The sequence below is a fragment of the Streptomyces sp. NPDC005863 genome, assembly GCF_042871345.1.
GTDB lineage: Bacteria > Actinomycetota > Actinomycetes > Streptomycetales > Streptomycetaceae > Streptomyces.
The window spans coordinates 726,841-753,111 of sequence record NZ_JBIAII010000002.1; the positions used below are offsets into that span (position 1 = coordinate 726,841).

Below are 26,271 nucleotides of genomic sequence, written 5' to 3' on the forward strand. Positions count from 1 at the left end.
GATCCGCTCGAAGCCAGTGTCAACCGAAGGTTGACAGTCGCCGAACTGTCAACCTACGGTTGCGCCATGACGACTCCCGACCGCACGACGGCCCAGCCGCCGATCCGTCTCGACGACCTCATCGACGCCATCAAGACGGCCCACAGCGACGCCTTGGAGCAGCTCACCGACGCGGTGATCGCGGCCGATCACCTCGGCGACGTCGCCGACCACCTCATCGGCCACTTCGTCGACCAGGCACGCCGCTCCGGCGCCTCCTGGACCGACATCGGCAAGAGCATGGGCGTCACGCGCCAGGCGGCCCAGAAGCGGTTCGTCCCCAAGAAGCCGGGTGAGCCGTCCGACCTCGACCCGAGCCAGGGTTTCGGCCGCTTCACCCCGCGCGCCAGGAACGTCGTGATGGCCGCGCACAACGAGGCCAAGGCCGCCCACCACGGCGAGGTGAGCGCCGGGCACCTGATCCTCGGCCTGCTCGGTGAGCCCGACGCGCTGGCGGCGCAGGCCGTCGTCGCCGCGGGCGTCACCCTGGAGGACGTCCGCCGGGCGGCCCTCGCCGGGCTGCCCGACGCGGCCGCCGACGTGCCCGAGCTCGTCCCGTACGACGCGGGGGCGCGCAAGGTTCTCGAACTGACCTTCCGCGAAGCCCTGCGGCTCGGCCACAACTACGTCGGCACGGAACACCTCCTGCTCGCCCTCGTCGAGTTCGAGGACGGCGCGGGGCCACTCACCGGCCTCGGCCTGGAGAAGGACGGCATCACGAGCTGGGTCACCGACGCCATCGGCAAGCTGACCCCGCCGAAGGACTGACCCTCCGCCCGCCCCGGCCGGCACCCCGATCCACGCACGGGGTCCCTGCGCCGGGGCGCCCGCGATTACCACGTACGACCCCCTTCGCAACAGACCGGCAGGCCTGATTCCGCCATCAACGACCGGGTTGTCTAGACCCGTTGACAGCGTTTCCGGCGCTCCCTAGTGTCCCCATCACCGCGAGAAAACGTCACCGCACATCGATCATGCGTGGGGGGTTCGTGAACAGCACACCTGGTGCCCGCGACATTGAAATGGCAGCCCCCTATAATCGCGAAGGACTGCCCATCGTCAGTCTCGATCAGGCCCATTCGCCGCAGAAGGTCCTCGCCCACGGGGAATTGCTGCGGCGGTTCGTGGCGGACGAGGAGATCAAACCGGTCCACATGCGGATCGGTATCATGGGCGCCTGCAATATGCGCTGCAATTTCTGCAACTTCCACTCCCCCAACGAAGAGCAGTTCTACGATCTGTTCTCGTTCAAGGACTCCATCGCCACCGACAAGGCCGTCACGCTGCTGCGCGAGTTCGCCGCGAACGACGGGCGCGCCGTGACCTTCTGCGGCAGCGGCGAGTGCACGATCCACCCCGGCTACGCGGAGATCTGCCGCGCTGGGCATGCGGCCGGGCTGCGCATCGGGCTCATCACCAACGGCTCGCGCCTGGGCCGCCCGAAGGTCGCCGAGTGCGTCGCCGCGACCCACACCTGGGTCCGCATCGGCCTGAACGCCGGCACGGAAGCCACCTTCGACGACATCACGCGCGACCGCGAGCAGACGTTCTCGAAGTTCATCGGCTCGGTCGGCAGGCTCAGGGAGAACGCCGTCGACCCGGATTTCCGCATCGGCTTCAACTACGTCATCACCCTGCAGAACTACCGGGAAATCATGGCGGCGGCCCGCATCGCCCGTGAGTCCGGGGCGCATTACGTGCGGTTCGAGCCGGAGTTCTACAGCGCCCTCGGCCACGAGACCATCGAATCCGTGATGCCGGAGATCTCCGAATCCCTCACCCGCGCCGCGGAACTCTCCACGGACGCCTTCGAGGTGTCGGTGCCGAAACTCGACCGCGGGCCGATGGACCAGGTCGAAGAGGTCGAGGGCGACTTCGAGCGCTGCCACTACAGCCGTTTCGTCACGGCCGTCGGCGCCGACGGAAATCTCTACCCGTGCCCGCAGGTGCACCTCAACAGCCGCTATCTGATCGGCAATGTCGTCGAGCAGGGCTACGCGGAGGTCCTGGAGGGCGGCCCGCGCGCCGAGTGGGAGGCGTCCAACCCGCGCAGGACCGACCTGTGCAAGTCCTGCTTCTACCGCCCGCAGAACGAACTCCTGGAACTCCTCAAACGCGGCCAGATCAAACTCGACGAGGCCCTGGACGCGTACGCGCTGGAAGTGCCGAGCACCTTGCACGGCGACTTCGTCTGAGCCGCGCATGCAGCGACGTCACCTTCAACGGCTCCTCTCCGCCGAGCCGGCCCTGCGGTACGCGAAGAGCGCCGCTTCCGCCAACCCCGCCGACGGCGAGCACGCGGACCGGGCCCGCCGGATCCGTGCCGTCGTCGAGCGGCTGGCCCGCGTCGAACACGCGCCGCTCTCCGTCACCGGGTCGACCGCCTCGGTCCGCGACGGCCTGCACCGCGAGCGGCTCCAGTTCCACTCCCCCGTACGCGGCACCTTCCACGGCACCCTCCTCGCACCGGCCGACGCCCCGGCCCGCACCTCGGCCCACGCGCCGGCAGGCCCGGGCGTGCTCGTCCTCGGCGGCAAGAACGCGCGCCTGGACCAGCTGACCGGCGACGTGCCGCCGGACCACCCCGACCGCAACGTCGCCGAACAGCTGGCCAGAGCCGGTTGCGTCACGCTCTCCTTCGACCACGGCATCGGCGGCACCCTGGACACCGACCGCAGGGCCGGCCGGGACGAGGGGACGCTGCTCGCCCACGCCTTCGCGCTCACCGGCCACTCACTGCTCGGCGCGCTCACCGGCGACGCCCTCGGCGCACTGGAGGTCCTCGCCGCGCACCGGCTCGTCGATCCGCAGCGCCTCGGCCTCTTCGGCCACAGCCTCGGCGCGGCCGTCGCCCTGCACGCGGCGCTGCTCACCGAACGCCGGGGCGTCCCGCTCTGCGCGGCCAGTCACCTCGGCAGCTATCCGGCCCTGTACGAACGGTTGTTGACCGGCCACGAGGGGGCGGTGCTCCCCGGCATCCTGGACTACGCCGACCTGCCCGACCTGTACGGCACCCTCGCCCCGGCGCCCCTCCAGCTCCAGTACGGCACGGCGGACGCCTATCTGGAGCCGGCCGACGCGCGCGCGGCGGCCGACGCGATCCGGGAGGCGTACGCCGCGGCGGGCGCCGACGCCGAGATCCACGAACTCCCGATGGGCCACGGCACCCACGTCGGCCACGCGGCGGACTTCTTCGCCCGCACGCTCGCCGGGGATCGGCGGCCCGCCGAGGCCGCCGTGCCCGCCCAGCGCATCCACTTCGCCGTGGACGACCGCCGCGCCGTGCTCGACCGCGTCGACGCGGCGCTCGCCTCCGGGATCCTCACCCAGGGCCCGCAGGTGGCCCGCTTCGAAGAGCTCGCCCGCCCCTGGACCGGCGCGGACACCGCGGCGGTCGCCTCCGGTTCCGCGGCCCTGGAGATCGCGCTGCGCGTCATCGGGGTGGCGGGCCGCACCGTGCTCGTACCGGTCAACACGTTCTTCGCCACGGCGGCCGCCGCCGTGCGCGCCGGGGCGGCCGTCCGCTTCATCGACATCGAACTCGACGGCCTCGGCATGGATCCAGGTGCCCTGCGGGCCGCGCTGGCCCGCCACCCCGACACCGCCGCCGTGCTGCCCGTACACATCGGCGGCATCGTCTCGCCCGCGCTCGACGCGGTGCTCGCCGACTGCCACCAGCACGGCGTCCCGGTGGTGGAGGACGCCGCCCACGCCCTCGGCGCCACCCTCCACGGGCGCCCGGCCGGAAGTCTCGGCCGGTTCGGCGCCTTCTCCTTCTTCCCCACGAAGGTCGCCGTCAGCGGTGAGGGCGGCTTGCTCAGCGCCGCGTCGGCGGACGATCTGGAGCAGGTACGGCGCTGGCGCGACCACGGCAAGAGCGCCCAGGGCTCCACCCTGCACGACCGGCCAGGATCCAACTGGCGGCTCAGCGAACTGCACGCCGCCGTCGGCACGGTGGACCTGGAGCGCTTCGCGGAGACGCTCGCGGCACGCCGCGCGCTGGCCGCCCGGTACGACGCGCTGCTCGCCGACCTCCCGGGGGCCCGCCGGCACCTCGTACCCACCGGGTCGGGCAGCAACTACTACAAGTACCTCGTCCACCTGACCCCCGACGCACCGCTCGACCGCCCGCTCCTGAAGAAGCGGCTGCGCGAGCGGCACGGCGTGGGCCTCGCCGGTGAGGTCTACGACCATCTGCTCTGCGACCACCCGTACTTCGCGCCGCGGCGCGAACAGGACGCCGCGGACGGGCCGTTCACCCGGGCCCGCTGGTTCGCGCGCCACCACATCGCCCTGCCGCTGTACCCGTCCCTCACCGAGGCCGAGCAGATACGGGTGGCCGCCGCGCTCCGCAGCGAGCTGCCGTGACCACCGTGCTCCACGCGTTCCGCAGGGGCGCGTGGCGGACGTCGGCGGACCGCGCCCCACTGCCCGGCGCGCCGGACCGGGAACTCTCGCTGGTGCCCGAGATCGTCGCCGACGCCGACCGGCGCCGGTGGCAGAGCACCCTCCCCGGCCTGCCGCCCCTCACCGGCCGCCGTGAACTCCTGCTCACCGCCCTGGAGTTGTTCGACCGCGGCACGCTCACCGTCGGAGGGATCGGCGGGCAGAGCGCCGACGCCTTCCGCGCGGCGCTGTGGGAGAGCGCCGGGCTGCCGAGCCCGCTGGTCGACCGGTGGTGCGGGATGCTCCGGTCCGGACTCCTCGCACAGGGCGAGGCGCCCGCGCCCGACGAGAGCCTCGCCCTGGTCGCGCTGCCGGGCAACACGTTCACCTGCCTGGAGTCGGTCTGCGAGCAGGCGGAGCGCTCGGCGGGCGTGTGGGTGCGTCCGAGCCGGCGCGAACCGCTCTCCGCCGCCCGGTTCGTCGCCGCCCTGCTCGCGGCCGGCTGGCCCCCGGCCCGCGTCGGCTTCTACCCGGGGGCGCGCCCATCCCTGAAAGGTCTGGTGCGGCTCACGGACCGGCAGATCGTGTACGGCGGCGCGGGGCTCGCCGCCGCGGTGCGCGACTCCCCCGGCCTCACACTGCACGGTCCCGGCCGGGGCTGCGCCCTCGTACCGGCGGACATGCCGACGGGCGAGGCGGTGTCCTGGCTGCTGCCGCTGGTCGCGGCGGACGCGGGCCGGTTCTGCAGCAACGTACGGACCGTCATCTGCGCGGAACCCGACCGGACGGAACCCCTTGCGCGGGCCCTCGCCGCCGCCCTCGACGCGCTTGCGCCCGACGGAGAGTGGCCGCTGACGGCGTTCCGTGAACCGGGGGCGGCCGAGAGAGCGGCCCGAGCCGTCCGCGACCGCCTCCGCCCCGGCGACCGCGTCCTCACCGGCCGCCCACCCGGCCCCCCGTTCACCGAAGACCAACGCGCGACGCCCCAACTGGTGCTGCTGGCAGACCACTTGGCGGACGCGAGCTCCCTCCCCCACCCTCTGATCGGATACGAGGTCCCCTATCCCTTCGCCGCCGTCCTGGGCGCGTCCCGCGAGGCCGAGCGGGCCATCACGGCCGAGTCCCTGTTCGTGTACCGCCCTGCGAAGTGAGGCCCGCATGACCGTCACCTTCGGCACGCTGCCCGAGGCGCTGCGCGAGCGCGTACCGGAGCTGGGTGTCGACCTCGACACCTGGACGCGCCGCATGATGCGCTGGCACTTCGACGCGGAGACCGGCAGCCCCTTCTGGGTCGGCCGCCGCGCCAAGCTCGGCTTCGACCCGGTCACGGACATCGGCGGCTTCGCCGACCTGGTGCGCTTCGGGCTCTTCGACAAATCCGAGTTGCGCGCCGCGAGCGCCCGCGACCTGCGCCCGCGCGGCTACCGTGACCGGCCCTTCCGGGTCTTCGAGACCGGCGGCAGCACGGGCGCGCCGTGCCGGATCGTCAACGTCACGCGACTCGCGTACGACGTGGAGATCTACCGCACCGTGCTGGAGGCGCGCGGGGTGGCCGGCGGTGACCTGCTCGCGATGACGCCGAGCGGCCCGCACGCGTACGGGCACTTCGTCGAGGGCCTCGCCGACAGCTGGCGCGGCGCCGTGCACTCCATCGACTTCGATCCGCGCTGGGTCAAGACCGCGCTGCGCTCGGGCGGCGACGCGGACGCCTACACCGCACACCTGATCGACCAGACGCTCACGCTGCTCGCCGCCGAGCACCCCTCGCTGCTCTTCACCACGTCCCGGCTGCTCGTGGAACTCGCCATGCGGCTGCCGCGCCCGCTGCACACGTACGGCATCCGCGCCGTCTGCACCGGCGGCACCTCGTGCACCGCCGCCGAGGCCGAGTTCCTGCGCGAGGAGCATCTGCCGGGTGTGCAGTGGATCGACACCTACGGCAACACCCTCGTCGGCCACGCCCTGCAAGCCGATGTCCTGCAGGCCGACGCCGTGCCGGGAGCGCCGGCCGTGCCCGGCGGCGGGACCGGCCACTCCTACCATCTGCCGCCGCCCTTCGCGGTGTTGACGGTCGTCGACCCGGCGGACCCGTGGCGCGAGGTCGAGGTGGGAGAGCGGGGCCGGGTGCGGACCACGACCCTCCTGGAGGACCTGTTCCTGCCCCACCTCCTGGAACGGGACAGCGCGGTCAGGACCGGGCCGCACCCCTGGTTCCCGTGGGACGGCGTCGCCGCCGTACGGCCCTTCCTGGCGGACTCGGCGGACGCCGAGGAGGCGGTGGAGGGCGTCTACTGAACCGAAGCAGCGAAGGACCGAAGTACCGAAGTACCGAAGGAAGAACGGAACGAAGGAACGGAACGAAGATTCAGGGATCGAGGGATCGAGGGACACGCACGTGAACCTGTCGTCGAACGGCGTACCCATACCCTTCACGCCGGAGCTCTTCGGCCCGCTGCGCTCCAGCGCGGACCTCCTGGCGCGGGCGGACCCCGGCGCGCTGCGGGAACGGCTGCACGCGGACGGTTGCCTGTATCTGCCGGGACTGCTCGACCGCGCGGAGGTCCTGAGGCTGCGCGGCCGGTACTTCTCGCTCTTCCCGCCGGGGCTGCTGGCGCCGGGCACCGGACCCGAGGACGGGGTGTTCTCCGGGCGCGTGCCCGCGGGCGTGCCAGAGCACGGCGTGGCGGGCCACCCGGCGCACGCGTTCGTCCGCTCGGCCCCCTTCCACGACTTCGTGAGCAACCCCGTCCTCGCCGAACTCGCCGCCCAACTCCTGGACGGTAAGGCCGAGATGCTGCCGCGCCGCATCCTGCGCCACTTCCACCGGGGCACCCGGCGCGCCTCCCGCGCCCACGTCGACCTCGACTACATGGACCAGGGGTCACCGCGCGTCGTCACGTTCTGGATCCCGGTCGGCGACTGTCCGCCGCGGACCGGCGCGCTGGTGTATCTGGAGGGCTCCCACCGACTGCCGCCCGAGGAGTACGCGGCGTTGCGCGACATCACCGACCGGCCCTGTGACCGTCGGCAGATCTGCCACGACCTGGAGCTGACCGCGCGGACGCTCGGGCGGCGCTGGCTGCACACGGACTTCGCCGCGGGCGACGTCATGGTGCATCTGCCGCGGATCATCCACGCGTCTCTGGACACGGTGACGGATGCGATGCGGCTGTCCGTCGACGCGCGCTTCGTCCACGCGGACGACACTCCGGACCCTCGCTGGCTGCGACCCTGGTCGGCGGACGACGGGGCCTGAACTTCCGTACATCCAGTACTAGTTGCATCGCCTGCGACCAGTCCCGTGATCCGTACGCGTGGTTCAGCCCCAGGGGCGGACCGCTCGGCCGCCCGCCGCGTCCGAACGCTCCGCCGCCACCAGTACGTCGTCGACGAGCCGGGCCTCCGCGACCGGGCACACCGGAGCCGCGCCGGTCGCGACCGCGGCCGCGAAGTCGGCGAGCAGGTCCTGGTGCGGATTGGCGGCGGGCGGCAGCAGCAGCGCCGGGGACGGCCCCACGACACCCTCGATGCGGCCGGAGTCGAGCGGGTCGAGCGTCAGGGTGCGGCCACCGCCCGTGAACCGCATCCGGTCCACGGGCGGCCCGTCGCCCCACTCCACGCGGCAGTGCGCGCGCACTCCGCTCCGCCAGCGCAGAACCAGGTCGGCCTGCCGCTCCGCGCCCCGGAGGAAGCGCGCGCCCAGCCGGGCCGTGATCGTCCGCGGCCGTCCGAACAGGTGGAGCAGCAGGTCGATGCGGTGGCTCCCGGCGTCCGCGAGGACGCCGCCGCCCGACACGGCCGGGTCGGTGCGCCAGCGCATCGGGTCGTCGGGGCCCGGCGCGAAGGCGCACCGGAACCGCACTTCCACCCGGTCCGGCGCCCACCCGGCGAGCTCCTCGCGCAGCCGCCGCACGGCGGGCGCGAGCCTGCGGTAGTAGGCGACCCCCGCGCACGCCGCGCCGCCTGTGACCACCCCACCCGCTCCGAGATTCCCGGCAAGCGGCTTCTCGATCAGTACGGGGACCCCGGCGGCCAACACCGCACGGGCGAACGGCACATGGTGCACGACGGGCGTGGCGATGTACACCGCGTCGACGTCGGACAGCAGCAGCAGCTCTGGGTCGTCGCCGGACCTCGCGACGGCGTACTGCTCGGCGATCCGGGCCGCCCGGTGCGGATCGCGGCCCCAGAGGGCCACCGGCTCCTCGCCCAGCGCGTGCAGGGCGGGAAGGACGCGCCGGGTCACGATGTCGCCGTAGCCGGCGATGCCCCATCTCACGCGGCCACCGCTACGTTCACGACCGCCGCCAAGGCCACGGCCCGGCACCCGGCCCTCACACCGATGCCCGTCAGGGGACGATCGCCACCTTCAGCGTCTCCGGCGGCGGACCGTCGTAGGGGGCCGTTTCGGCGTCCGGGTACAGGGAGCGGCTCGCGGAGAGCTGCTCCATGGCCTTCGGGAGCTCGTCGAGCGGATACGTGTGGGTGTGCAGGTCGGGCAGGCGCAGGGTGTCGGGACGGCGGTGGGCGAGGCGTTCGGCGACCGCGAGCGCTTCCGCCCGCACGGTGTCCAGCGGCTCGGCCGAGCTGTGCACGCGCAGGCCCTTGCGCTCCCAGGTGACCAGGTCGACGGTGACGTGCGTGTCGACGTGGTGGGTGCCGAGGAGGACGACGAGGCCGTTCTGGCGTACGAGCGCCACGCAGGCGTTGAGGGTCGTGGGGGTGCCGACTGCGTCGACGGCGACGTCGAAGTCGGCGCCGACGGCGGCGAGTTGCTCGGGGCTGCCGTCCACACGGCGGACCGCGTCGGCGCCCGCCGCGGTGGACCGCTCCAGGCGCCAGTCGTCGAGGTCGACGGCGACGACCTCAGCGGCGCCGCGCGCCACGGCGACCCGCAGCGCCATCTGCCCCACGGGCCCCTGGCCGACGATCGCGACGCGGTCGCCGAGCCGCACGCCCCGGGTGGCGTGCACGGCGAGCGGCAGGAGCTGCAGGATCGCCCCCTGCTCCAACGGCACGGAGTCGGGCAGCGCGCCCACGGATATCTCCCGGGCGAGCGCGAAGTCCGCGTATCCGGTGGTGAGCGGTGTCCGCACGAACACCCGCTGTCCGGGCACGACACGGCTCACCCCGGCACCGGTGGCCTCGACGACTCCGGCGACCTCATGGCCGAAACAGCCCGTGGAACAGTGGTCGCGGAGCCCGTAGTAGTGGAAGTAGGCCAGGTCGCTGCGGTTGCAGACCGTGCAGGCCCGCACCCGTACGAGCACCTCCAGCGGTCCTGGTTCGGGCACCGCGACATCCGTGACCAGCCGGATGTCGCGCCTGCCGACGAGCTCGTACCTGCGCATGGCCTTCTCCCCTCAGCGGTTGCCACCGGCGGAAGTTCCAAGGATTCCCCAACTCGCGCCCTCTCATGGTGGATTCGCCCGCCTCGACCGGTTCCGCCTCCTTGACAGCCCTGTTCGGTACGAGCCAATATCCACTATCCGATTGGCCTGGACCAATCAGCAGGAGCCCCGCCCCTCGCCCCGTTCCCCGCCTGCCCCACCCGCAACTTCGGAGGTCGCGCCATGGCATCGAGCAGTGACCCGACTCTGGAGCACCTCGCCCGCTCCGTGCTGCAGCCCGGCTTCGAGGGCACCACGGCCCCCGACTGGCTGCGCCGCGCGATCGGCCAGGGACTGGCCTCCGTCGTACTGTTCGCGCGAAACATCGAGACTCCCGGGCAGGTCGCCCGGCTCACCGCCGAGCTGCGCGCGGAGAACCCCGACCTGATCGTCGCCATCGACGAGGAGGCGGGCGACGTGACCCGCCTGGAGGCGTGGACCGGCTCGTCCCGGCCGGGCAATCTCGCCCTCGGCGCGGTCGACGACATCGATCTGACCGAGCGGGTCGCCCACGACATCGGCCGCGATCTGCACGCCGCGGGCGTCTCCCTCAACTTCGCGCCCAGCGCCGACGTCAACTCCAACCCCCTCAACCCGGTGATCGGCGTACGCTCCTTCGGCTCCCGCACCGACGTCGTCTCCCGCCACACCGCCGCCTGGATCCGCGGCCTGCAGGCCGCCGGTGTCGCCGCCTGCGCCAAGCACTTCCCCGGGCACGGCGACACGGTCGTCGACTCGCACTACGGGCTGCCGCAGGTGCAGGGCTCCGCGGAGGAGATCGCCCTCACCGCGTTGCCGCCGTTCATCGCGGCGATGGAGGCGGGCGTTCGCGCGGTGATGACAGCGCACCTGCTCGCCCCCGCCTACGACCCGGACCTGCCCGCGACCCTCAGCCACCGCATCCTGGTGGAACTGCTGCGCGGGGAGCTGCACTTCGACGGCCTCCTGGTCACCGACGGCATCGAGATGGGCGCGGTCACCGACCGCTACGGCATCGACGGGGCGACGGTGAAGGCGGTCGCCGGTGGCGTGGACGCGGTCTGCGTGGGCGGCGAGAGCGCCGACGAGGCCACCTTCGACCTGCTCTCGACGGCCCTGGTGAAGGCGGTCATCGACGGTACGCTCCCCGAGGCGCGGCTCGTCGAGGCGAGCAGGCGTGTCCACGAGTTCGCGACCTGGTCCGGCGAGCGGTCCCGGGCCGTGGCGCGCGACGCGGGACCCTCCGACATCGGCCTGGTCGCGGCCCGGCGCGCGGTGCGGGTGCGCCACCGTGCGGGCACCGCGGACGCGGCGCTCCCGCTCGCCGGCACCCCGCACGTCGTGGAGCTCTCCCCCACGATGAACCTCGCCGTCGACGGCCACACCCCCTGGGGCGTCGCGGCCCCACTGCGCCATCTGCGCCCCGGCACCACGTCGGTGCGCCTCACGGAGACCGAACTCGCCCACGCGGACGACCTGTTGACCCGCACGGCCCTGTCCCCGGCGACGGGCCGGGCCCTGGTGGTCGTGGTCCGCGACGCGGCCCGGCACCGCTGGATGACCGACACCCTCAACCGGATCCTGCGCAACCGCCCCGACGCCCTCGTCGTGGAGATGGGCGTCCCCTCGGGTGACGCCCTCGGCGCCACCCACCTCGTCACACACGGCGCGACCAGGGTGTCGGGCATCGCGGCGGCGGAACTGCTCGCGGGCGCCGCGGGCTGATACGGGGGCGACGCGGGGTCAGCCCTTCAACGGGCCCTCGCAGGCGAAGTCCGCGCTGCCCGCGCGCCCGTCGGACCAGATGTCCACCTCACCGAACGTGCAGTTCATGTCGGCCAGGTTGTTGTCCCCCGACGCGGCCCGGTCCAGCAGGAAGTAGTCCACCGTCTCCGCCATGTCCTCGAAGACGGCGTCGGCGTCGCCGGACGCGCTCAGGTTCGCGGTGATGCGGCCCGTGCAGGCGTAACGCGGGCGCTCCTCGGCGCCGTTGGCGCGGCAGGCGGGTGTGATGCCGGTGGTCGCGGTGAGGGAGGCGCGGACCTGTTCCGCGGTGGTGTCGCGGAGTTGCGTGAGCGGGACGTACGTCGTGTCGGGCACGAAGAGGTCGTCGACGTGGGCGATCTGCCGGTCGAGGAAGGCGTCGTACCTGCTCTGCAGTTGGCCGTCCGCGCCCAGCCGGTCGCGCCAGGCGTCGAAGGCGGCCGGGTCGTCGGCCCGCAGATGGCGGTACATCTCCATGAGCAGCGCGGGGCGTTCGGTCCACAGGAACTCGAAGAACGTGCCTGCGTAGTCGTAGAAGCGGAAGCCGTCGCCGTCGTACGTGGCGTGCAGGAGCTGGTCCACGGTCATCCGCGGGCCGCCGTTCGTCGTGTCGTCGATGATGCCCCGGACCAGTGATTTGCGGACCTTGATGCCGTCGTCGCGGGTGGCGCCGTCGAAGAACTCGGCGGTGCCCTCGTCCATCGCGGTGGTCCGGTCGCCCGCGTACCACGGGCCCTCGCCGAAGGAACCGGGCACCGCCCAGCGGCCGTTGAGGTAGTGCGTGTACTCGTGCCGGAAGAGCTCCTCCAGCGTCAGCGTGGAGTCCTGCGGAACACGCCGCTGGTACGTGTAGAAGGTCGCGCCCCGCTCGATGTAGACGCCGCCGTTGTCGGTGCCCATCCCGGTGAGCAGCGGATGGTAGTTCTCGTAGTCGGCGCGTGAGGCGTAGAGGATGGTCGTCAGACCGGTGTTGGGGTCTCCGGCGAGCGGCTCCTCGGTCCCCACGACGCGGTGGAACTGCGCCTTGACCTGCTTGCTCGCGTAGTACAGCTGGTCCACGGCGTCCCGGCCGAGCGCCGTGCGGACCTTCATGCCGCCCTTGTCGTACGTGTAGGTGTACGGGAAGAGGCGGCGCTCGATGTCCGCCTTGCACACCTTGTACGGCGCACAGGCACCGAACTCGTTCAGCCAAGTGGCGACCTTGGCCCAAGGAGCGCTGCCCTCACCGAAGTTACGGGCGGTGGTGGCGACCAGTGCGCCGAGCCCGGCGACGATCTCGTCGGTGAGCCCGTCGACCTGCCCGAGCCTCCCGTACTCGCTCAGCGCGTCCCGCACCACCCAGGCGTTGCCGCTGTCCTTGAGGTGGGTGTAGCCGCCGAAGGCCTTGAACGCGGCGCGATAGGAGGAGTCGGCCCGCACCGCCGCGTGGAAGGCGTCGTCGTGGTTGCCGGGGTACACGCCGAGGTAGTTCAGGGAGAGCGCGGCGAGCGCGGAGCCGCCCCACGCCGCGTCCTTCGCCGTGTTCGGGTGGGCGCCGTCCATGGTGGTCAGGACCCGCTTGATCAGCGGGAGTTGGTGCTGGCGCAGGCCGGGTGCGCTCGCCGCGTAGAGGGCCTCGCGCAGCGATTCGGCGTTGGTCCGGGTCGCGTCGAAGGTGCGGGCGGCCGAGCCGAAGGTGTCGACGGCGCGGCGCATGGCGGCCACGGTCGGTGCGTCGGTGACGTCGATCTCGTCGTGCGAGAAGTCCTGGTAGGCGACGGCGTGGAGATAGGTGAGCAGCTCCAGGAGGTGACCGCCGTTCCTGCCGTCGTGAGCGGGGGCGAGCCGGGTGACGCGGTCGGAGACGGCCTGGACGTGCGCGTCCGACATGACCGGGGCGAGACGCGCGTCCCAGGTCCAGATGAGGGTGCTCAGACAGTCGTCGGCGGTGACGGCCGGGTCGACGAGGAAGTCGGCGAAACGCTCGGGCGAGAGTCCGGTGACGCCGTCGAGGGTGCAGGGCGCGACCGCGGGGCGGGTGGCGTGCCGCCGCTCTTTCGCGGGCGCCTCCGACTTCGGCTTCGGCGTCGGCTTCTGCTTTGGCTTTGGCTTCGACGGGCGGGCGCCCGGGGTGCGGCCGTCGCGCAGCCCGTCGGGCGCGGGGAGCTCCGCGGCGCTCGGCCGGGGGGCCTTCGCCCTGCGGTCGACGACGTCGAGGGGGTTGGGCGCGGTGGGCGCGGGGGCCGTCGTGGCGGTGCGGGGCGCGGCCTCCTGGGCGGAGGGGGCGGCCGCGTATCCGTACTGGGCGGCGGTGAGGCAGAGCGTCGCGGCTATCGCGCCGGCGAGCGCGGATCTGCGCAGGGTGCGTGGTCGTGGCTGGGACACCGATGGCTCCTGAGGTGTGGGGTGGAGGTCATGCATCGGGGGTCGTGCGTGGAACGTCATGCGTAGGGAGTTCAACTCACCTTCACTCAGCGACACTTGTACGCGTGCCGCTGAACCATGTGATGCGTAACGTAGTAATGTGAAATTGCACTGACAACCCCTCAGGCGCCAACTCACCGAGAGGACGCGACCGCCGCCCCCGGCTCGCGCAGTGTCCGCAGCAGGAGCCAGCCGAGGGCCGGCAGCGCGATCAGCGGCGCGAGCGCCACCCGCAGGGAGACCGCGTCGGCGACCGCTCCGATCAGCGGACTCGCCAGCCCGCCGATGCTCACGGTCAGCCCCAGGGTGACGCCGCTCGCGGTGCCCATGCGCCGGGGCAGATAGTCCTGCCCGAGGGTGATGTGCAGGGAGAACGGCACGTACAGACCGGCCGAGGCGAGCGCGACGAAGACGTACAGGAGGGGCCCGGGGACGAGCACGACCCCGGCCACCGCCAGGACCGTCGAGGCGTACGACCACCGCACCACCGGCAGCCGTCCGTACCGTGCGGCGAGCCGGCCCCCAGCGACGGTGCCGGCCGCGCCGCCCAGGTAGAGCACGAACAGAGCGACGGTTCCGGCGACTTGGCCGCCGCCCGCGCGTTCGCGCACGTACAGCGCGATGAACGTACTCAGACCGGTGAAGACGATGGAGCGGCAGACGATGGCTCCGGTCAGCCTGACGAACGACGGCCAGTCGTCCTCGCCGGACACGGCCGCGCCCGCCACGGCCCCCTCACCGTCGGCCGCCGCCTCCCGCGCCCGGACACTGCGCAGCGCGGCCACGCACAACCCCGCCCCCGCCAGCGCGGGGACCACGAGGAGCGGCGACGCGCGCAGACCGCCCGTGGCGACGACGGCGGAGACCATCAGGGGCGCGGCGGCGAAACCGACGTTGCCGCCCAGCGAGAACCAGCTCATCGCGGTGTGGCTGCCACGGCTCGCTTGCCGCGCCACCCGCGCGGCCTCCGGGTGGTACGCGGCGACGCCGATCCCGGACACGGCGACGGCAAGCAGCGTCAGCGCGTAGTTCCCGCCGACGCCGGCGAGGGCCGCACCGGACCCGCCCACCACCGTGCTCACCGGCAGCAGCCACGGCATGGCCCACCGGTCGGTGAGCGCGCCGAACAGCGGCTGCACCACCGACGAGAGCAGCGAGGCCGCGAGGACGACGCCGGACGCGGCGGCGTAGGTGTAGGCGCGCTCCGAGACGAAGAACGGGACCAGGGCGGCGACGGCTCCCTGGTAGACGTCCACGCAGGCGTGGCCGAGCGAGAGCAGGAGGATGGGGCGGCCGACGCGCGGCGGCCGGGCCCCCTTCGCCGGGTGGACGTGCCGACGGGGGCGTGAGCGCTGCTGGTTGGTGGACACCGCCTCATCGTCACCAGCGGCCACCGTGGCCCGCTTCCGATAAAGTGCCAACTTGTGCCGAACTCCCGCCACGAGCCCTGCGGGGAAGCGTCGACCTCCCGCCACGAGTGCCACGGGGAAGCGCCGACCTCCCACGACGAGCCCCGCCGGGAAGCGTCGACCTCCCGCCAGGAGCGCCACGGGGAAGCGCCGACCTCCCACGACGAGCCCCGCCGGGATGCGTCGACCTCCCGCCCCGAGTGCCACGGGGAAGCGCCGACCTCCCACCACGAGCCCCGCCGGGATGCGTCGACCTCCCGCCACGAGTGCCACGGGGAAGCGACGACCCCCGCGACGAGCCCCGCCGGGACGCGCCGACCTCCCGCCACGAACCCCGCGGAGACGCGCCGACCGCCCGCGACACGGACCTCGGGCACCGCCCCGAGGACACCGGCCGTATCGCCACGCCCCTCACCGCGAGGCGCGACCCCATGACCCGCCCCGGAGCGAGGCCCCCCATCCGCCACACCCCCGAAGCGCCCACCGTCACCCGCGAGATGGCCCCCGGCGAGCGCATCGACGCCCACCGTCACGACGACCACCAGATCGTCTACGCGGGCTCCGGCGTCGTGGCGGTCACCACCGACGGCGGCACCTGGTTCGCGCCGGGCACCCGCGCCATCTGGGTCCCCGCCGGATGCGCGCACGCCCACCGCGCCCACGGCCACCTCGCCCTGCACCTGGTCGGGCTGCCCGCCGCCACGAACCCGCTCGGCCTCGACGCCCCGACCGTGCTCGCCGTCAGCCCGCTTCTGCGCGAACTCATCCTCACCTGCACCCGCACACCTCCCGAGGAACCGCCGTCCCCGGAGGGGCTCCGTCTGCGTGCCGTGCTCCTGGACCAGCTGCGCGCGTCACCTCAGGAACCCATCCAGCTGCCCACCCCCTCGGACCCGCGCCTGGCGGCCGTCTGCGCCCAGCTGGAACGCGACCCCGCGGACCAGCGCGGCCTCACGGAGCTGGCCTCGGCGGTGGGCGCGGGCGAACGCACCCTAAGTCGCCTCTTCCGCGGCGAGTTGGGCATGACGTTTCCCCAATGGCGCACCCAACTGCGGCTCTACCACGCGCTTCGCATGCTCGCCGACGGCCTGCCCGTCACGACGGTGGCGCACCGCTGCGGATGGGCGTCCACCAGCGCGTTCATCGACGTGTTCCGCCGGGCCTACGGCTACACACCCGGGACGTATCACCGCAGGATCTGACTCCGGGGCCGATCCGGGAGGGGCCCACCTCCTTTCAACTCCCCTTCACACCAGCGACCTTGGCGACGCACGACCCCTTGGCAGCACCAGTGCCATGTGAAATATTACTGCCGTGCTCACGGGACACTCGTCCGGATCACCGGACCTCATCGTCGTGGGGGCGGGAGTGGTCGGCGCCGCCTGCGCCTACTACACCGTCCGCGCCGGCCTCCACGTCACCGTCATCGACCGCGGGCCCGTCGCCGGCAGCACCACCGGAGCGGGCGAGGGCAACCTCCTCGTCTCCGACAAGGAGCCGGGCCCCGAACTCGAACTGGCCCTGCTCTCCGCCCGGTTGTGGCACGAACTCGCCGCCGAACTCCCCGCGCGCATCGAGTACGAGGCGAAGGGCGGCGTGGTCGTCGCCTCGACCGAGCCGGGCCTCGCCGCGCTGCGTGACTTCGCCGCGGGCCAGACCCGCGCGGGCGTCGAGGCCGTCGAGGTGCCGGCGGACCGGCTCTCCGAGCTCGAACCCCACCTGGCCCCGGGCCTGGCGGGCGGCTTCCACTACCCGCAGGACGCACAGGTACAGCCCGCCCTGGCCGCCGCGCACCTGTTACGGGCTGCCGCCGACACCGGGCGCCTGACCCTGCGGCTCGGCGAGGAGGTCACCGCGGTCCTCACCGGACCGCGGGGCGAGGTGCGGGGTGTGCGGACGCGCCGGGGCGAGGTGCGGGCGCCGCACGTGCTCAACGCGGCCGGCACATGGGGCGGCCGGCTCGCCCGCCTGGCAGGTGTGGACCTGCCGGTCCTCCCCCGCCGAGGCTTCGTCCTCGTCACCGAACCGCTGCCGCGCGTGGTGCGCCACAAGGTGTACTCCGCCGACTACGTGGCCGACGTCGCGAGCGACTCCGCGGCGCTGCAGACCTCCGCAGTGGTCGAGGGAACCCCGGCGGGACCCGTACTGATCGGGGCGAGCCGGGAGCGGGTGGGCTTCGACCGCACGCTGTCGGTGGAGGCCCTGCGGCGCCTCGCGGCCCAGGCCGTCGCGTTGTTCCCCGCCCTCGCCACGGTGCGGGCGATCCGCACCTACGCGGGGTTCCGCCCCTACTTGCCGGACCACCTCCCGGCTATCGGCCCCGACCCGCGGGCACCCGGCCTGCTGCACGCGTGCGGCCACGAGGGCGCGGGCATCGGCCTCGCCCCGGCGACAGGGGCGATGATCGCGGCGATGCTGACGGGGCGTGAACTCCCGGTGTCGGCGCAGCCGTTCGGGCCGGGGCGGTTCGCTTTGCCGCGCGCGACGCCGACGTCCGAGTCCGGCGTGGAGTCCGGCGCGGGCTCCGGCGTGCGGCGTCCACCCCGCACCACGTCCATCCACGACGTCTGACGTGAGAGGAGCCGCCTTCGTGGCGCGCGACAAGCCCGACGAACGGACCCCGGCCGGTCTTGCGGGGGCCACTCCCCCGGAACTCGTGGGGGCCACTCCCGCGGACATGGTGGGGGCCGCCCCCGCGGACACCTTCCCGATCACCTTCGACGGGCGCCGTATCGACGCGCGGCCGGGTCAGTCCATTGCCGCGGTGCTGTGGTCAGCGGGGATCCTGGCCTGGCGGACCACCCGGGTCGGCGGCCGGCCGCGCGGCGCGTTCTGCGGGATCGGCCAGTGCTACGACTGCCTCGCGACGGTCAACGGTGCGCCCAACCGGCGGGCCTGCCTGGTCACCGCACGCCCCGGTGACGCGGTCACGACCCAGGAGGGACACGGTCATGCCGGGTTCGACACCTGAGCGAGACGCCTCGCGGCGACCCGGGACTCGCCCCAACTGCCCGGAACGGTACGACGTGGCGGTGCTCGGCGCCGGTCCCGCCGGTCTCGCCGGTGCCGTGAGCGCCGGGGAACTCGGCCTGTCCGTTGCCCTGTTGGACTCGGCGGGGCAGCCCGGCGGCCAGTACTACCGCCACCCACCCGCCGCCGCACGCGCCGCACGCCCCGAGGCCCTCCATCACGACTGGCAGGTCTTCGCCGACCTGCGCGACCGCCTGGCGTCTGGCGGCGTCACCCGGCTCTTCGGGCACGACGTATGGACGATCACGCGGGCGGCCGAGGACGACTGGACCGTGCACGCCCTCACCGACGAGGACGACTCCAACTGCCCTACGGAGCAAGGGCTGCGCCCCGTCACCGTGCGGGCCCGCGCGATCCTCCTCGCCACCGGCTCGTACGAACGTCACCTCCCCTTCCCCGGCTGGACCCTGCCCGGCGTGGTGGGCGCGGGCGGCGCCCAGGCCATGCTCAAGTCGGGTCTCGTGCTGCCCGGAAGGCGTGTGGTCGTCGCGGGCAGCGGCCCTCTGCTGCTCGCCGTGGCCGCCTCCCTGACCTCGGCCGGGGCTGAGGTACCCGAACTGATCGAGGCTTCTGGCTATCTCGGTTACGCCCGCCGACCGGACGTACTCGCGGCGCAGCCACGGAAGTTGACGGAGGCTGTCCGGCACGGAGCGACCCTGCTCCGCCACCGGGTACGGCTGCGCACCCGGCACGCGGTGACCGAGGCGCACGGCACGGACCGGGTGGAGGCGGTGACGGTGACACGTCTCGACCGTGACTGGCGGCCGGTGCCGGGCACGGGCCGCCGCATCGCCTGCGACGCGCTCGCCGTCGGCCACGGCCTGATCCCGCAGATCGACCTGGCGACGGGCCTCGGCTGCGCGACCCGGCGCACCGCCGACGGCACCCACGCGCTGAAGCTCGGCCCGCTACAGGAGACGTCACTGCGCGGGATGTGGTCGGCGGGCGAGACGTCGGGGGTCGGAGGGGCGCAACTGGCCGTCGCGGAGGGCACATTGGCGGGACTCGCCATCGCCGCCCGGCTGACGGGGCGCCGCCCCGCGACGGCCTCGTACTCACGCGTCCGGCCTGATGTGCGCGCCTTGCGTGCCCTGCGCCGGAGCCGCGACCGCATGCGTGCCTTCGCCGACGTCATGGCCGCGGCGCACGCTCCGGGTCCCGGCTGGCCGGGGTGGCTCTCCGACGACACGGACGTCTGCCGCTGCGAGGAGGTCTCCGCGGGGCGCGTGCGCGAGGCCGTCAGGGAGTACGGAGCTCGTGACGCCCGCACGGTGAAGCTCCTGACCCGGGCGGGCATGGGCTGGTGCCAGGGACGGATGTGCGGGTCGGCCGTGGCGTGCCTCGTCGCATCCGCGACCTCACGGACCGGGGCGTTCCCCTCTACTCCGTCCTCCGACCGCGCACTGCCCGCCGAAGCGGGAGCGGAAGCCGAAGCCGAGGCCGAGGCCGAGGCCGACAACACGCTCGCGCCCGCGCCGCCCCCGGACCGCCGCCTCCTGGCCACACCCGTCCCGCTGGCCACCCTCGCCGCCCTGCCCGAGCCCCCGGGTGCCGCACCCCACGAAGCGCCGTACACAGCGCCGCACGACACCGCCACCCCCGCCTCATCCATCACTACCGCCCCACCCCTCACTGCCGACCCACCCATCAGGCCCGCCTCGCCGCCCCACCCGACAGAAGGGCAGCCGTCATGACCTCCGCCACCTGGACCCCCGACCGCCCCTGGCGCGGCCTCATGGTCGCCACCGCGCTCCCCCTGCGCACGGACCTCTCCGTCGACTACGACGCCTACGCCGCGCACGTCCGCCACCTCATCGACAACGGCTGCGACGGTGTCGTCCCCAACGGCTCCCTCGGCGAGTACCAGACGCTCACCGACGACGAGCGCGCCCGCGTCGTCCGTACCGCCGTCGAGGCCGCGGGCGACGGAGCCCGCGTCATGCCCGGAGCCTCCGCCTACGGCAGCGCCGAGTCGCGCCGCTGGGCCGAGCAGGCAGCGGAGGCGGGCTGCGGCTCGGTGCTCCTGCTGCCGCCCAACACCTACCGCGCCGACGCACGGGCCGTACGCGACCACTACGCCGAGGCCGCCAAGGCCGGCCTTCCCGTGGTCGCCTACAACAACCCCCTGGACACCAGGGTCGACCTGACCCCCGACCTGCTGGCCGACCTGCACGGGGACGGCACCGTCGTCGCCGTGAAGGAGTTCAGCGGTGACGTCCGCAGGGCGTACGAGATCGCCGAACTCGCCCCGGACCTCGACCTGTTGATCGGCGCGGACGACGTGCTGCTCGAACTCGCCGTCGCGGGCGCGGTCGGCTGGATCGCCGGCTACCCGAACGCGTTCCCCGCCACCTGCGCCGAGCTCTACGCCGCCGCCTGCGCCCGCGACCTGGACACGGCACTCCCTCTCTACCGTTCGCTCCACCCGCTCCTGCGCCAGGACTCCAAGACGGAGTTCGTGCAGGCCATCAAGCTCTCGATGGACATCGTGGGCCGGGTCGGCGGCCCCACCAGGCCGCCGCGCTCACCGCTGTCCGGCGCCACGGAGGCCCTGGTCCGTTCGGCCACCGAGAAGGCGATGGCGGCCGGCCACCACTGAGTCCCACCTCAACACCGCCCGGCAGCAGCGAACCGGAAGGGATCCATGCGCACCCGTCACGTCTTCCACGCCGTCGACTCGCACACCGAGGGCATGCCCACGCGTGTGATCACCGGCGGCGTCGGGGTGATCCCCGGCGCCACCATGGCCGAGCGCAGACTCCACTTCATCGAGCACCTGGACCAGCTGCGCACCCTGCTGATGTACGAGCCGCGCGGCCACTCCGCGATGAGTGGCGCGATCCTGCAGCCCCCGACCCGCCCGGACGCCGACTACGGAGTGCTCTACGTCGAGGTGTCCGGGCTCCTGCCCATGTGCGGCCACGGCACCCTCGGCGTGGCCACCGTCCTCGTCGAGACCGGCATGGTGCGGGTGACCGAGCCGGTGACCACGGTCCGCCTGGACACCCCGGCCGGCCTGGTCTCCGTCGATGTGCGGGTGACCGACGGCGCGGCCATCTCGGCGACCCTCACCAACGTCCCCGCGTTCTGTGTCGCCCTGGACCGCAAGGTCGAGGTGCCGGGCCACGGCACGGTCACGTACGACATGGCGTACGGCGGCAACTTCTACGCCTTCGTACAACTCGACGCGCTGGGGTTGCCGTTCGACCGGGCGCGCAAGGACGATCTGCTCGCCGCGGGCCTCGCCGTCATGGACGCCATCAACGCCTCACCGGACCGGCCGACCCACCCCGAACAGCCGGACATCACCGGGGTCAAGCACGTGTACCTGGCCGCGCCGGGCTCCGACGCCCACCGCTCGCGGCACGCCATGGCGATCCACCCCGGCTGGTTCGACCGCTCACCGTGCGGCACGGGCACCTCGGCGCGGATGGCGCAGCTGCACGCCCGCGGCGAACTCCCGCTGGACCGCGACTTCGTCAACGAGTCCTTCATCGGCACAGAGTTCACCGGCCGCCTGGTGGCGCGCACGGAGGTGGCGGGCCTGGAGGCGGTCATCCCCCGCATCACCGGCCGCGCCTGGATCACGGGCACGGCCCAGTACTTCCTCGACCCCACCGACCCGTTCCCGGCGGGCTTCCTCCTCTGACCGATCGGTTCCCGGCCCGGTCCCCAACTGGCAACGTGACATTGTACTTTGGTGATCCGCGCGGGCGCGGGGACCACCGGAGGGGACACCATGGGCCACCTGAAGCAGAAGAATCTCATCACCACCAGGGAGCGACTGCGCGACCAGGTCGGCCACGCCCTGCGGGCCGCCCTGATCTCCGGCGAGCTGCGCCCCGGCGAGATCTACTCCGCGCCCGGCCTAGCCGAGGACTTCGGCATCTCCGCGACACCGGTCCGCGAGGCGATGCTCGACCTGGCCAGGGAGGGCCTGGTCGAGCCCGTCCGCAACAAGGGCTTTCGCGTCACCGAGGTCGACGAGCGCGATCTCGACCAGTACACGGAGATCCGCAGCCTGATCGAGGTCCCCATGATCGGCCGGATCACCCGCACCGCGGCCCGCGCGGACCTGGAGGTCCTGCGCCCGGTGGCCGAGGAGATCGTACGGGCGGCCCGCGATCACGACCTCATCGGCTACCTGGAGGCCGACCGCCGCTTCCACCTCTCGCTCCTCGCCCTCTCGGGCAACGACCGCCTGGTCGAGACGGTCGGCGACCTCCGCAAGCGCTCCCGCCTCTACGGCCTGACGGCCCTGGACGAGCGCGACCAGCTGACCCCGTCGGCGGAGGAGCACATCGAACTCCTCGACCTGATGCTGGCCGGCGACGCGAAGGGCGCGGAGCGCTGCATGGCCCGGCACCTGGGGCACGTCCGGTCCCTCTGGGCCGAGAGCGACAGCACGGCCCCGGCTCCCGGCCGGTAGCGCCGCGCCCGCAACGCAAAAGAACCCCAGGTGAACTGGGGTTCTTGCTGGTGTCCGAGGGGGGACTTGAACCCCCACGCCCGATAAAGGGCACTAGCACCTCAAGCTAGCGCGTCTGCCATTCCGCCACCCGGACAAGGTGTCTGCCGCGCGAGGTGTTCCCCGCGGCGACATGGACAACAATACCAAGGTTTCGGAGCGCCTTTCACCTGCGTATCCGTCCGTCGATCACCGGTTGCGCGGCGGCTCGGGACGGCCGCTCTAGAGTCTGACCATGAGTGACGGGTTGATTACCGAGACGGCTGAGGCGCTCGGCGGGATGACGGCGCGGCGGCCCCGGATGCTGTCGCCGCTGCGCGAGCACCTGCGGGACACCATGTGGTTCGCGCCGACGGCCGGGCTCGTGGGAGCCATGCTGCTGTGGTGGGTCTCGGCGGAGCTGGACACGCAGATCGTCTCGTCCCTGCGCGACGACGGCGACCAGGACGCGATCAAGGACCTGATGGGCATCGCCGACGACGCCAAGGCGGTGATCAGCACCATCGGCAGCGCGATGATGACCTTCATCGGTGTCGTCTTCAGCATCTCGCTCGTGGCCGTGCAGATGGCGAGCGGGCAGTTCAGCCCGCGGGTGGTCCGGCTCTACGTCCGGTCCCGGATCACCAAGATCACACTCACCGTGTTCATGGCCACGTTCCTCTTCTCCCTGATGACGCTCACGTCGTTCGACAGCGAGGAGGACCCCCGGCTCCTGACGAGCGTGCCGCTGATCGAGTCGGTGCTGTCGATGCTGATGGTGCTGCTGAGCCTGCTGCTGTTCGTGGCGTACGTGAACGGGACGGTGCGGATGATGCGGATCGGTTTCGTGATCGACCGGATCGCGCGCGAATCGTTCCGGGTCGCCGTGAAGCAGCCCACGGAGCTCCCGGTGGACACGGCACAGCTCGGCCCGGAGACCGCCCAGGTCACCCATCAGGGCAGGGCCGGGGTGCTGCGGGACGTGAACATCGCGCGCGCCGTGCGGGCGGCCCGGCGCCAGGGGGTCGTGCTGCGGCTGATCCCGCGGATCGGCGACTTCGTGGTGCCGGGCACCCCGGTGTTCACGGTGCACGGCGGGGCGGCGCCCGCGCGCCGGTCGCTGGCGTACACGGTGTCCGTGGGGGTGGAGCGCACCTTCCACCAGGACCTCGGATTCGGGTTGCGGCAACTGTCCGACATCGCACTGCGGGCGCTCTCCCCCGCGGTGAACGATCCGACCACCGCGGTGCAGGCCCTGGACCGCATCGTGCAGTTCCTGGCGTCGATCGTCCCGTATCCGCTGGGCGCCCTCGGCCACCGCGACCGGCGCGGGGCGCTGCGGCTCGTGCAGTCCGTGCCGGACTGGACCGCTCTGGTCGATCTGGGGTTCGCCGAGATCAGGGGGTGCGCGGTCGGCAACCCCCAGGTGACCCGGCGCATGCTGGCCGGCCTCGACGACCTGCTGTCACTGGCCCCCGAGGAGCGCCGCGAGCCGCTCCTGCGGCACCGGGAGCTCCTCGTGCAGGCCGTGGAGCGCTCGGTGCCGGAGGCGGCGGACCGCGTCTTCGCCCTGCTGCCGGACCGGCAGGGCATCGGCTGACCCCGGCCCGCGGCCTCGGGGGTCGCGCGTTGCTGCCCATCCCCCCGAGGGTCGCGTGACATGGGTCGCTCAACACGGGTCGCCCAACGCGGGGCGCCCCTCGCGTCACACCATGCGGTGGTCGCTCGGGAAGTTGCCCGGTGGGTGCTCCCCGGCCGGCCCGCGCGTGACGGCGCGCACCAGCAGCTCGCCGCCCACGAACGCGCCGCGCCAGGACCCGCCGAACCCGCCGAAGTGCTCGTCGCGGTCGCCGCGGGACCGTGGTTTGCCCCGGCCGGTCTTGAAGGCCCGGATCTGCGGCGCGAGGCGCTCGTACGTCGCCGGGTCGTCGGTGGAGAGCGTGGCGACGAGCGCGCCGTTCGACGCGTTCATGGCGGCCAGCAGCTCCGCCTCGGTGTCGACGAGGACGATCGTGTCGACGGGCCCGAACGGTTCCGCGTGGTGCAGGGGTGAGGAGGGCGGCGGGTTGAGGAGGGTGACGGGGTGCAGATACGCGCTCATGTCCTGGCTGCGCAGGAAGCGTCCGGCGTCCGGCGTGCCGCGGTGGAGGGGGACGGCGCCCCGGTCGACGGCCTCGGTGATCTGGTCGTCGAGCTCCTTGGCCTTGGCCGCGTTGATGAGCGGCCCGAAGTCGAGGTCGGGGAAGGGGTCTTCGGGCTGCCTGACGGCAAGCGGGTGTCCTACGCGTACGGTCCGAACCGCCGGCAGGTAGGCGGCCAGGAACGCGTCGAACAGGGCGCGCTGGACGACGAAGCGCGGGTACGCCGTGCAGCGCTGCTTGCCGTAGTCGAAGAGCTTGGGGATGTGCGCGGCCAGCGCGTCCCAGTCGCTGTAGTTCCAGATGCCCCAGGTGTTCAGTCCTTCCTGTTCGAGGATGTGTGGCTTGCCGAGGTCGGCCACCGCCGTGGCGACCGCGGCGCCGGTGTCCCGGCCGCCGACGAAGGAGACGCAGCCGATCTCGGGCGCCCGCACGAGCGATGCGGAGAGCTCACCCCCGCTACCGCTGACGAGGGTGACGGGCAGCCCCTCGCGGACGGCGAGCGCGCAGGCCAGGGTGAGGCAGGCGACGCCGCCGTCGGTCGGGGTCTTGGCGATGACCGCGTTCCCTGCCAGTGTCTGGACCAGCATGGTGTGAACGAGCACGCTCATCGGGTAGTTCCAGCTCGCGATGTTGGAAACGGGACCGTCCAGCGGAACCCTGCCGTCGACCATCGGTTCGATCCCGTCGACGTACCAACGCACGCCGTCGATGGCCCGGTCGACATCGGCCTGTGCCAGCCGCCAGGGCTTGCCGATCTCCCAGACCAGGAGCAGCGCGAGCAGTTCGCGGTGGCGGGCGAGGGAATCGAGCGTCGCGGCGACGCGGGCGCTCCGCTCGGCGAGGGGGATGTGCCGCCAGGCGCGGTGCTGGTCGAGCGCGGCGCGCACGGCCTGCCGGGCGGTGGTGGCGTCGAGCCGGGGCGGTCCGGTGATGGGCCTGCCGTCGACGGGGCTCGTCGCGGGCAGGGTCCGGCCGTCGGCCTGCCAGGCGCCGTTCCACAGATTGAGGACGTGATCTTCGCGGAAGGCCTCGGGGGCAACGGCGAGGCAGCGCTGCCAGGCGTCGGTCCACTCGGCGCCGGCCTTGAGGACGAGTGTGTCGCGGACGTGTTCTTCGCGGACGTGTTCTTCGCGTTCACGTTCTTCGCGGACGAGGCCGTCGCGGGAGGTGCTCGGGGCTGTCATCTGGTGTCTCCGCTCACGGTGCACGGTCGGGGCGGGGAGGAACATCGGGAACGTGCGGCCGGGACGGGTCGCCTGGCCGGCAAAGGCACGGCGAGGGCG

General features: G+C 72.9%; 20 protein-coding genes and 1 tRNA gene. 15 read left to right on the forward strand and 6 right to left on the reverse strand.

Going from position 1 to position 26,271, the window contains the following annotated elements:
• Positions 1 to 66 precede the first annotated feature (66 nt).
• From ACFYO9_RS09195 to ACFYO9_RS09220, 6 genes are all read left to right on the forward strand, one after another.
• Entirely contained in the window at positions 67 to 807 is a 741-nt protein-coding gene (locus ACFYO9_RS09195) for a Clp protease N-terminal domain-containing protein (RefSeq protein WP_358706976.1), read from the forward strand.
• Between the two features lie 221 nt (positions 808 to 1,028).
• Positions 1,029 to 2,234 (forward strand): radical SAM protein, encoded by a 1,206-nt coding sequence (locus tag ACFYO9_RS09200; RefSeq protein WP_358776601.1) that lies wholly within the window; start codon positions 1,029 to 1,031, stop codon positions 2,232 to 2,234.
• A gap of 7 nt (positions 2,235 to 2,241) precedes the next feature.
• Positions 2,242 to 4,407, forward strand: a complete 2,166-nt coding sequence (locus tag ACFYO9_RS09205; protein WP_358776602.1) for a DegT/DnrJ/EryC1/StrS family aminotransferase — start codon at positions 2,242 to 2,244, stop codon at positions 4,405 to 4,407.
• Entirely contained in the window at positions 4,404 to 5,576 is a 1,173-nt protein-coding gene (locus tag ACFYO9_RS09210) for a hypothetical protein (protein WP_358776603.1), read from the forward strand. The genes ACFYO9_RS09205 and ACFYO9_RS09210 overlap by 4 nt, the downstream gene beginning before the upstream one ends.
• 7 nt (positions 5,577 to 5,583) lie before the next feature.
• Positions 5,584 to 6,720 carry a hypothetical protein gene (locus ACFYO9_RS09215; protein WP_358776604.1) on the forward strand — a complete coding sequence of 379 codons (1,137 nt, stop codon included), beginning with the start codon at positions 5,584 to 5,586 and terminating at the stop codon, positions 6,718 to 6,720.
• Positions 6,721 to 6,820: 100 nt separating this feature from the next.
• Positions 6,821 to 7,681 (forward strand): phytanoyl-CoA dioxygenase family protein, encoded by an 861-nt coding sequence (locus tag ACFYO9_RS09220; protein ID WP_355817016.1) that lies wholly within the window; start codon positions 6,821 to 6,823, stop codon positions 7,679 to 7,681.
• 63 nt (positions 7,682 to 7,744) lie between these two features.
• On the opposite strand, the gene ACFYO9_RS09225 is transcribed toward ACFYO9_RS09220, so the two are convergent.
• Together ACFYO9_RS09225 and ACFYO9_RS09230 are read right to left on the reverse strand one after the other, a co-directional pair.
• Positions 7,745 to 8,704, reverse strand: a complete 960-nt coding sequence (locus tag ACFYO9_RS09225; protein ID WP_358776605.1) for a Gfo/Idh/MocA family oxidoreductase — start codon at positions 8,702 to 8,704, stop codon at positions 7,745 to 7,747.
• A gap of 70 nt (positions 8,705 to 8,774) precedes the next feature.
• Positions 8,775 to 9,776: a zinc-binding dehydrogenase gene (locus tag ACFYO9_RS09230; RefSeq protein ID WP_358776606.1), complete on the reverse strand. Its 1,002-nt coding sequence runs from the start codon at positions 9,774 to 9,776 to the stop codon at positions 8,775 to 8,777.
• 222 nt (positions 9,777 to 9,998) lie between these two features.
• On the opposite strand from ACFYO9_RS09230, the gene ACFYO9_RS09235 reads away from it, so the two are divergent.
• On the forward strand, positions 9,999 to 11,519 hold the full coding sequence (locus tag ACFYO9_RS09235; protein ID WP_358776607.1) for a glycoside hydrolase family 3 N-terminal domain-containing protein: 1,521 nt from the start codon (positions 9,999 to 10,001) through the stop codon (positions 11,517 to 11,519).
• An 18-nt stretch (positions 11,520 to 11,537) separates the two neighbouring features.
• Here ACFYO9_RS09235 and ACFYO9_RS09240 read toward each other — a convergent pair whose 3' ends face one another.
• Positions 11,538 to 13,922, reverse strand: coding sequence for a collagenase (locus ACFYO9_RS09240; protein WP_358776608.1), 2,385 nt, complete (start codon positions 13,920 to 13,922; stop codon positions 11,538 to 11,540).
• Between the two features lie 173 nt (positions 13,923 to 14,095).
• A complete protein-coding gene (locus ACFYO9_RS09245) occupies positions 14,096 to 15,247 on the reverse strand; it encodes an MFS transporter (protein ID WP_358776693.1) in 1,152 nt (383 codons plus the stop codon).
• A gap of 554 nt (positions 15,248 to 15,801) precedes the next feature.
• On the opposite strand from ACFYO9_RS09245, the gene ACFYO9_RS09250 reads away from it, so the two are divergent.
• The 7 genes from ACFYO9_RS09250 to ACFYO9_RS09280 all read left to right on the forward strand — a co-directional run bounded on the left by ACFYO9_RS09250 (position 15,802) and on the right by ACFYO9_RS09280 (position 22,829).
• Entirely contained in the window at positions 15,802 to 16,572 is a 771-nt protein-coding gene (locus ACFYO9_RS09250; protein WP_358776609.1) for a helix-turn-helix transcriptional regulator, read from the forward strand.
• A gap of 112 nt (positions 16,573 to 16,684) precedes the next feature.
• Positions 16,685 to 17,941 carry an FAD-dependent oxidoreductase gene (locus ACFYO9_RS09255; protein WP_358776610.1) on the forward strand — a complete coding sequence of 419 codons (1,257 nt, stop codon included), beginning with the start codon at positions 16,685 to 16,687 and terminating at the stop codon, positions 17,939 to 17,941.
• A 106-nt stretch (positions 17,942 to 18,047) separates the two neighbouring features.
• Positions 18,048 to 18,341 carry a (2Fe-2S)-binding protein gene (locus tag ACFYO9_RS09260; protein ID WP_388666191.1) on the forward strand — a complete coding sequence of 98 codons (294 nt, stop codon included), beginning with the start codon at positions 18,048 to 18,050 and terminating at the stop codon, positions 18,339 to 18,341.
• Positions 18,322 to 20,094, forward strand: a complete 1,773-nt coding sequence (locus ACFYO9_RS09265; RefSeq protein ID WP_358776611.1) for an FAD-dependent oxidoreductase — start codon at positions 18,322 to 18,324, stop codon at positions 20,092 to 20,094. The genes ACFYO9_RS09260 and ACFYO9_RS09265 overlap by 20 nt, the downstream gene beginning before the upstream one ends.
• The gene (locus tag ACFYO9_RS09270) at positions 20,091 to 20,999 is read left to right on the forward strand and encodes a dihydrodipicolinate synthase family protein (protein WP_358776612.1); all 909 of its coding nucleotides are present in this window, start codon (positions 20,091 to 20,093) and stop codon (positions 20,997 to 20,999) included. The genes ACFYO9_RS09265 and ACFYO9_RS09270 overlap by 4 nt, the downstream gene beginning before the upstream one ends.
• A gap of 45 nt (positions 21,000 to 21,044) precedes the next feature.
• Complete coding sequence (locus ACFYO9_RS09275; protein WP_358776613.1) at positions 21,045 to 22,049, forward strand: proline racemase family protein; 1,005 nt, start codon at positions 21,045 to 21,047, stop codon at positions 22,047 to 22,049.
• Between the two features lie 90 nt (positions 22,050 to 22,139).
• Positions 22,140 to 22,829: a GntR family transcriptional regulator gene (locus ACFYO9_RS09280; RefSeq protein WP_355817041.1), complete on the forward strand. Its 690-nt coding sequence runs from the start codon at positions 22,140 to 22,142 to the stop codon at positions 22,827 to 22,829.
• 48 nt (positions 22,830 to 22,877) lie between these two features.
• Here the strand turns inward: ACFYO9_RS09280 and ACFYO9_RS09285 are convergent.
• Positions 22,878 to 22,965: transfer RNA gene (locus ACFYO9_RS09285), tRNA-Leu, on the reverse strand.
• Between the two features lie 138 nt (positions 22,966 to 23,103).
• On the opposite strand from ACFYO9_RS09285, the gene ACFYO9_RS09290 reads away from it, so the two are divergent.
• The gene (locus ACFYO9_RS09290) at positions 23,104 to 24,447 is read left to right on the forward strand and encodes a DUF2254 domain-containing protein (RefSeq protein WP_358776614.1); all 1,344 of its coding nucleotides are present in this window, start codon (positions 23,104 to 23,106) and stop codon (positions 24,445 to 24,447) included.
• A gap of 105 nt (positions 24,448 to 24,552) precedes the next feature.
• Here ACFYO9_RS09290 and ACFYO9_RS09295 read toward each other — a convergent pair whose 3' ends face one another.
• A complete protein-coding gene (locus tag ACFYO9_RS09295) occupies positions 24,553 to 26,172 on the reverse strand; it encodes an aldehyde dehydrogenase family protein (protein ID WP_358776615.1) in 1,620 nt (539 codons plus the stop codon).
• Positions 26,173 to 26,271 lie beyond the last annotated feature (99 nt).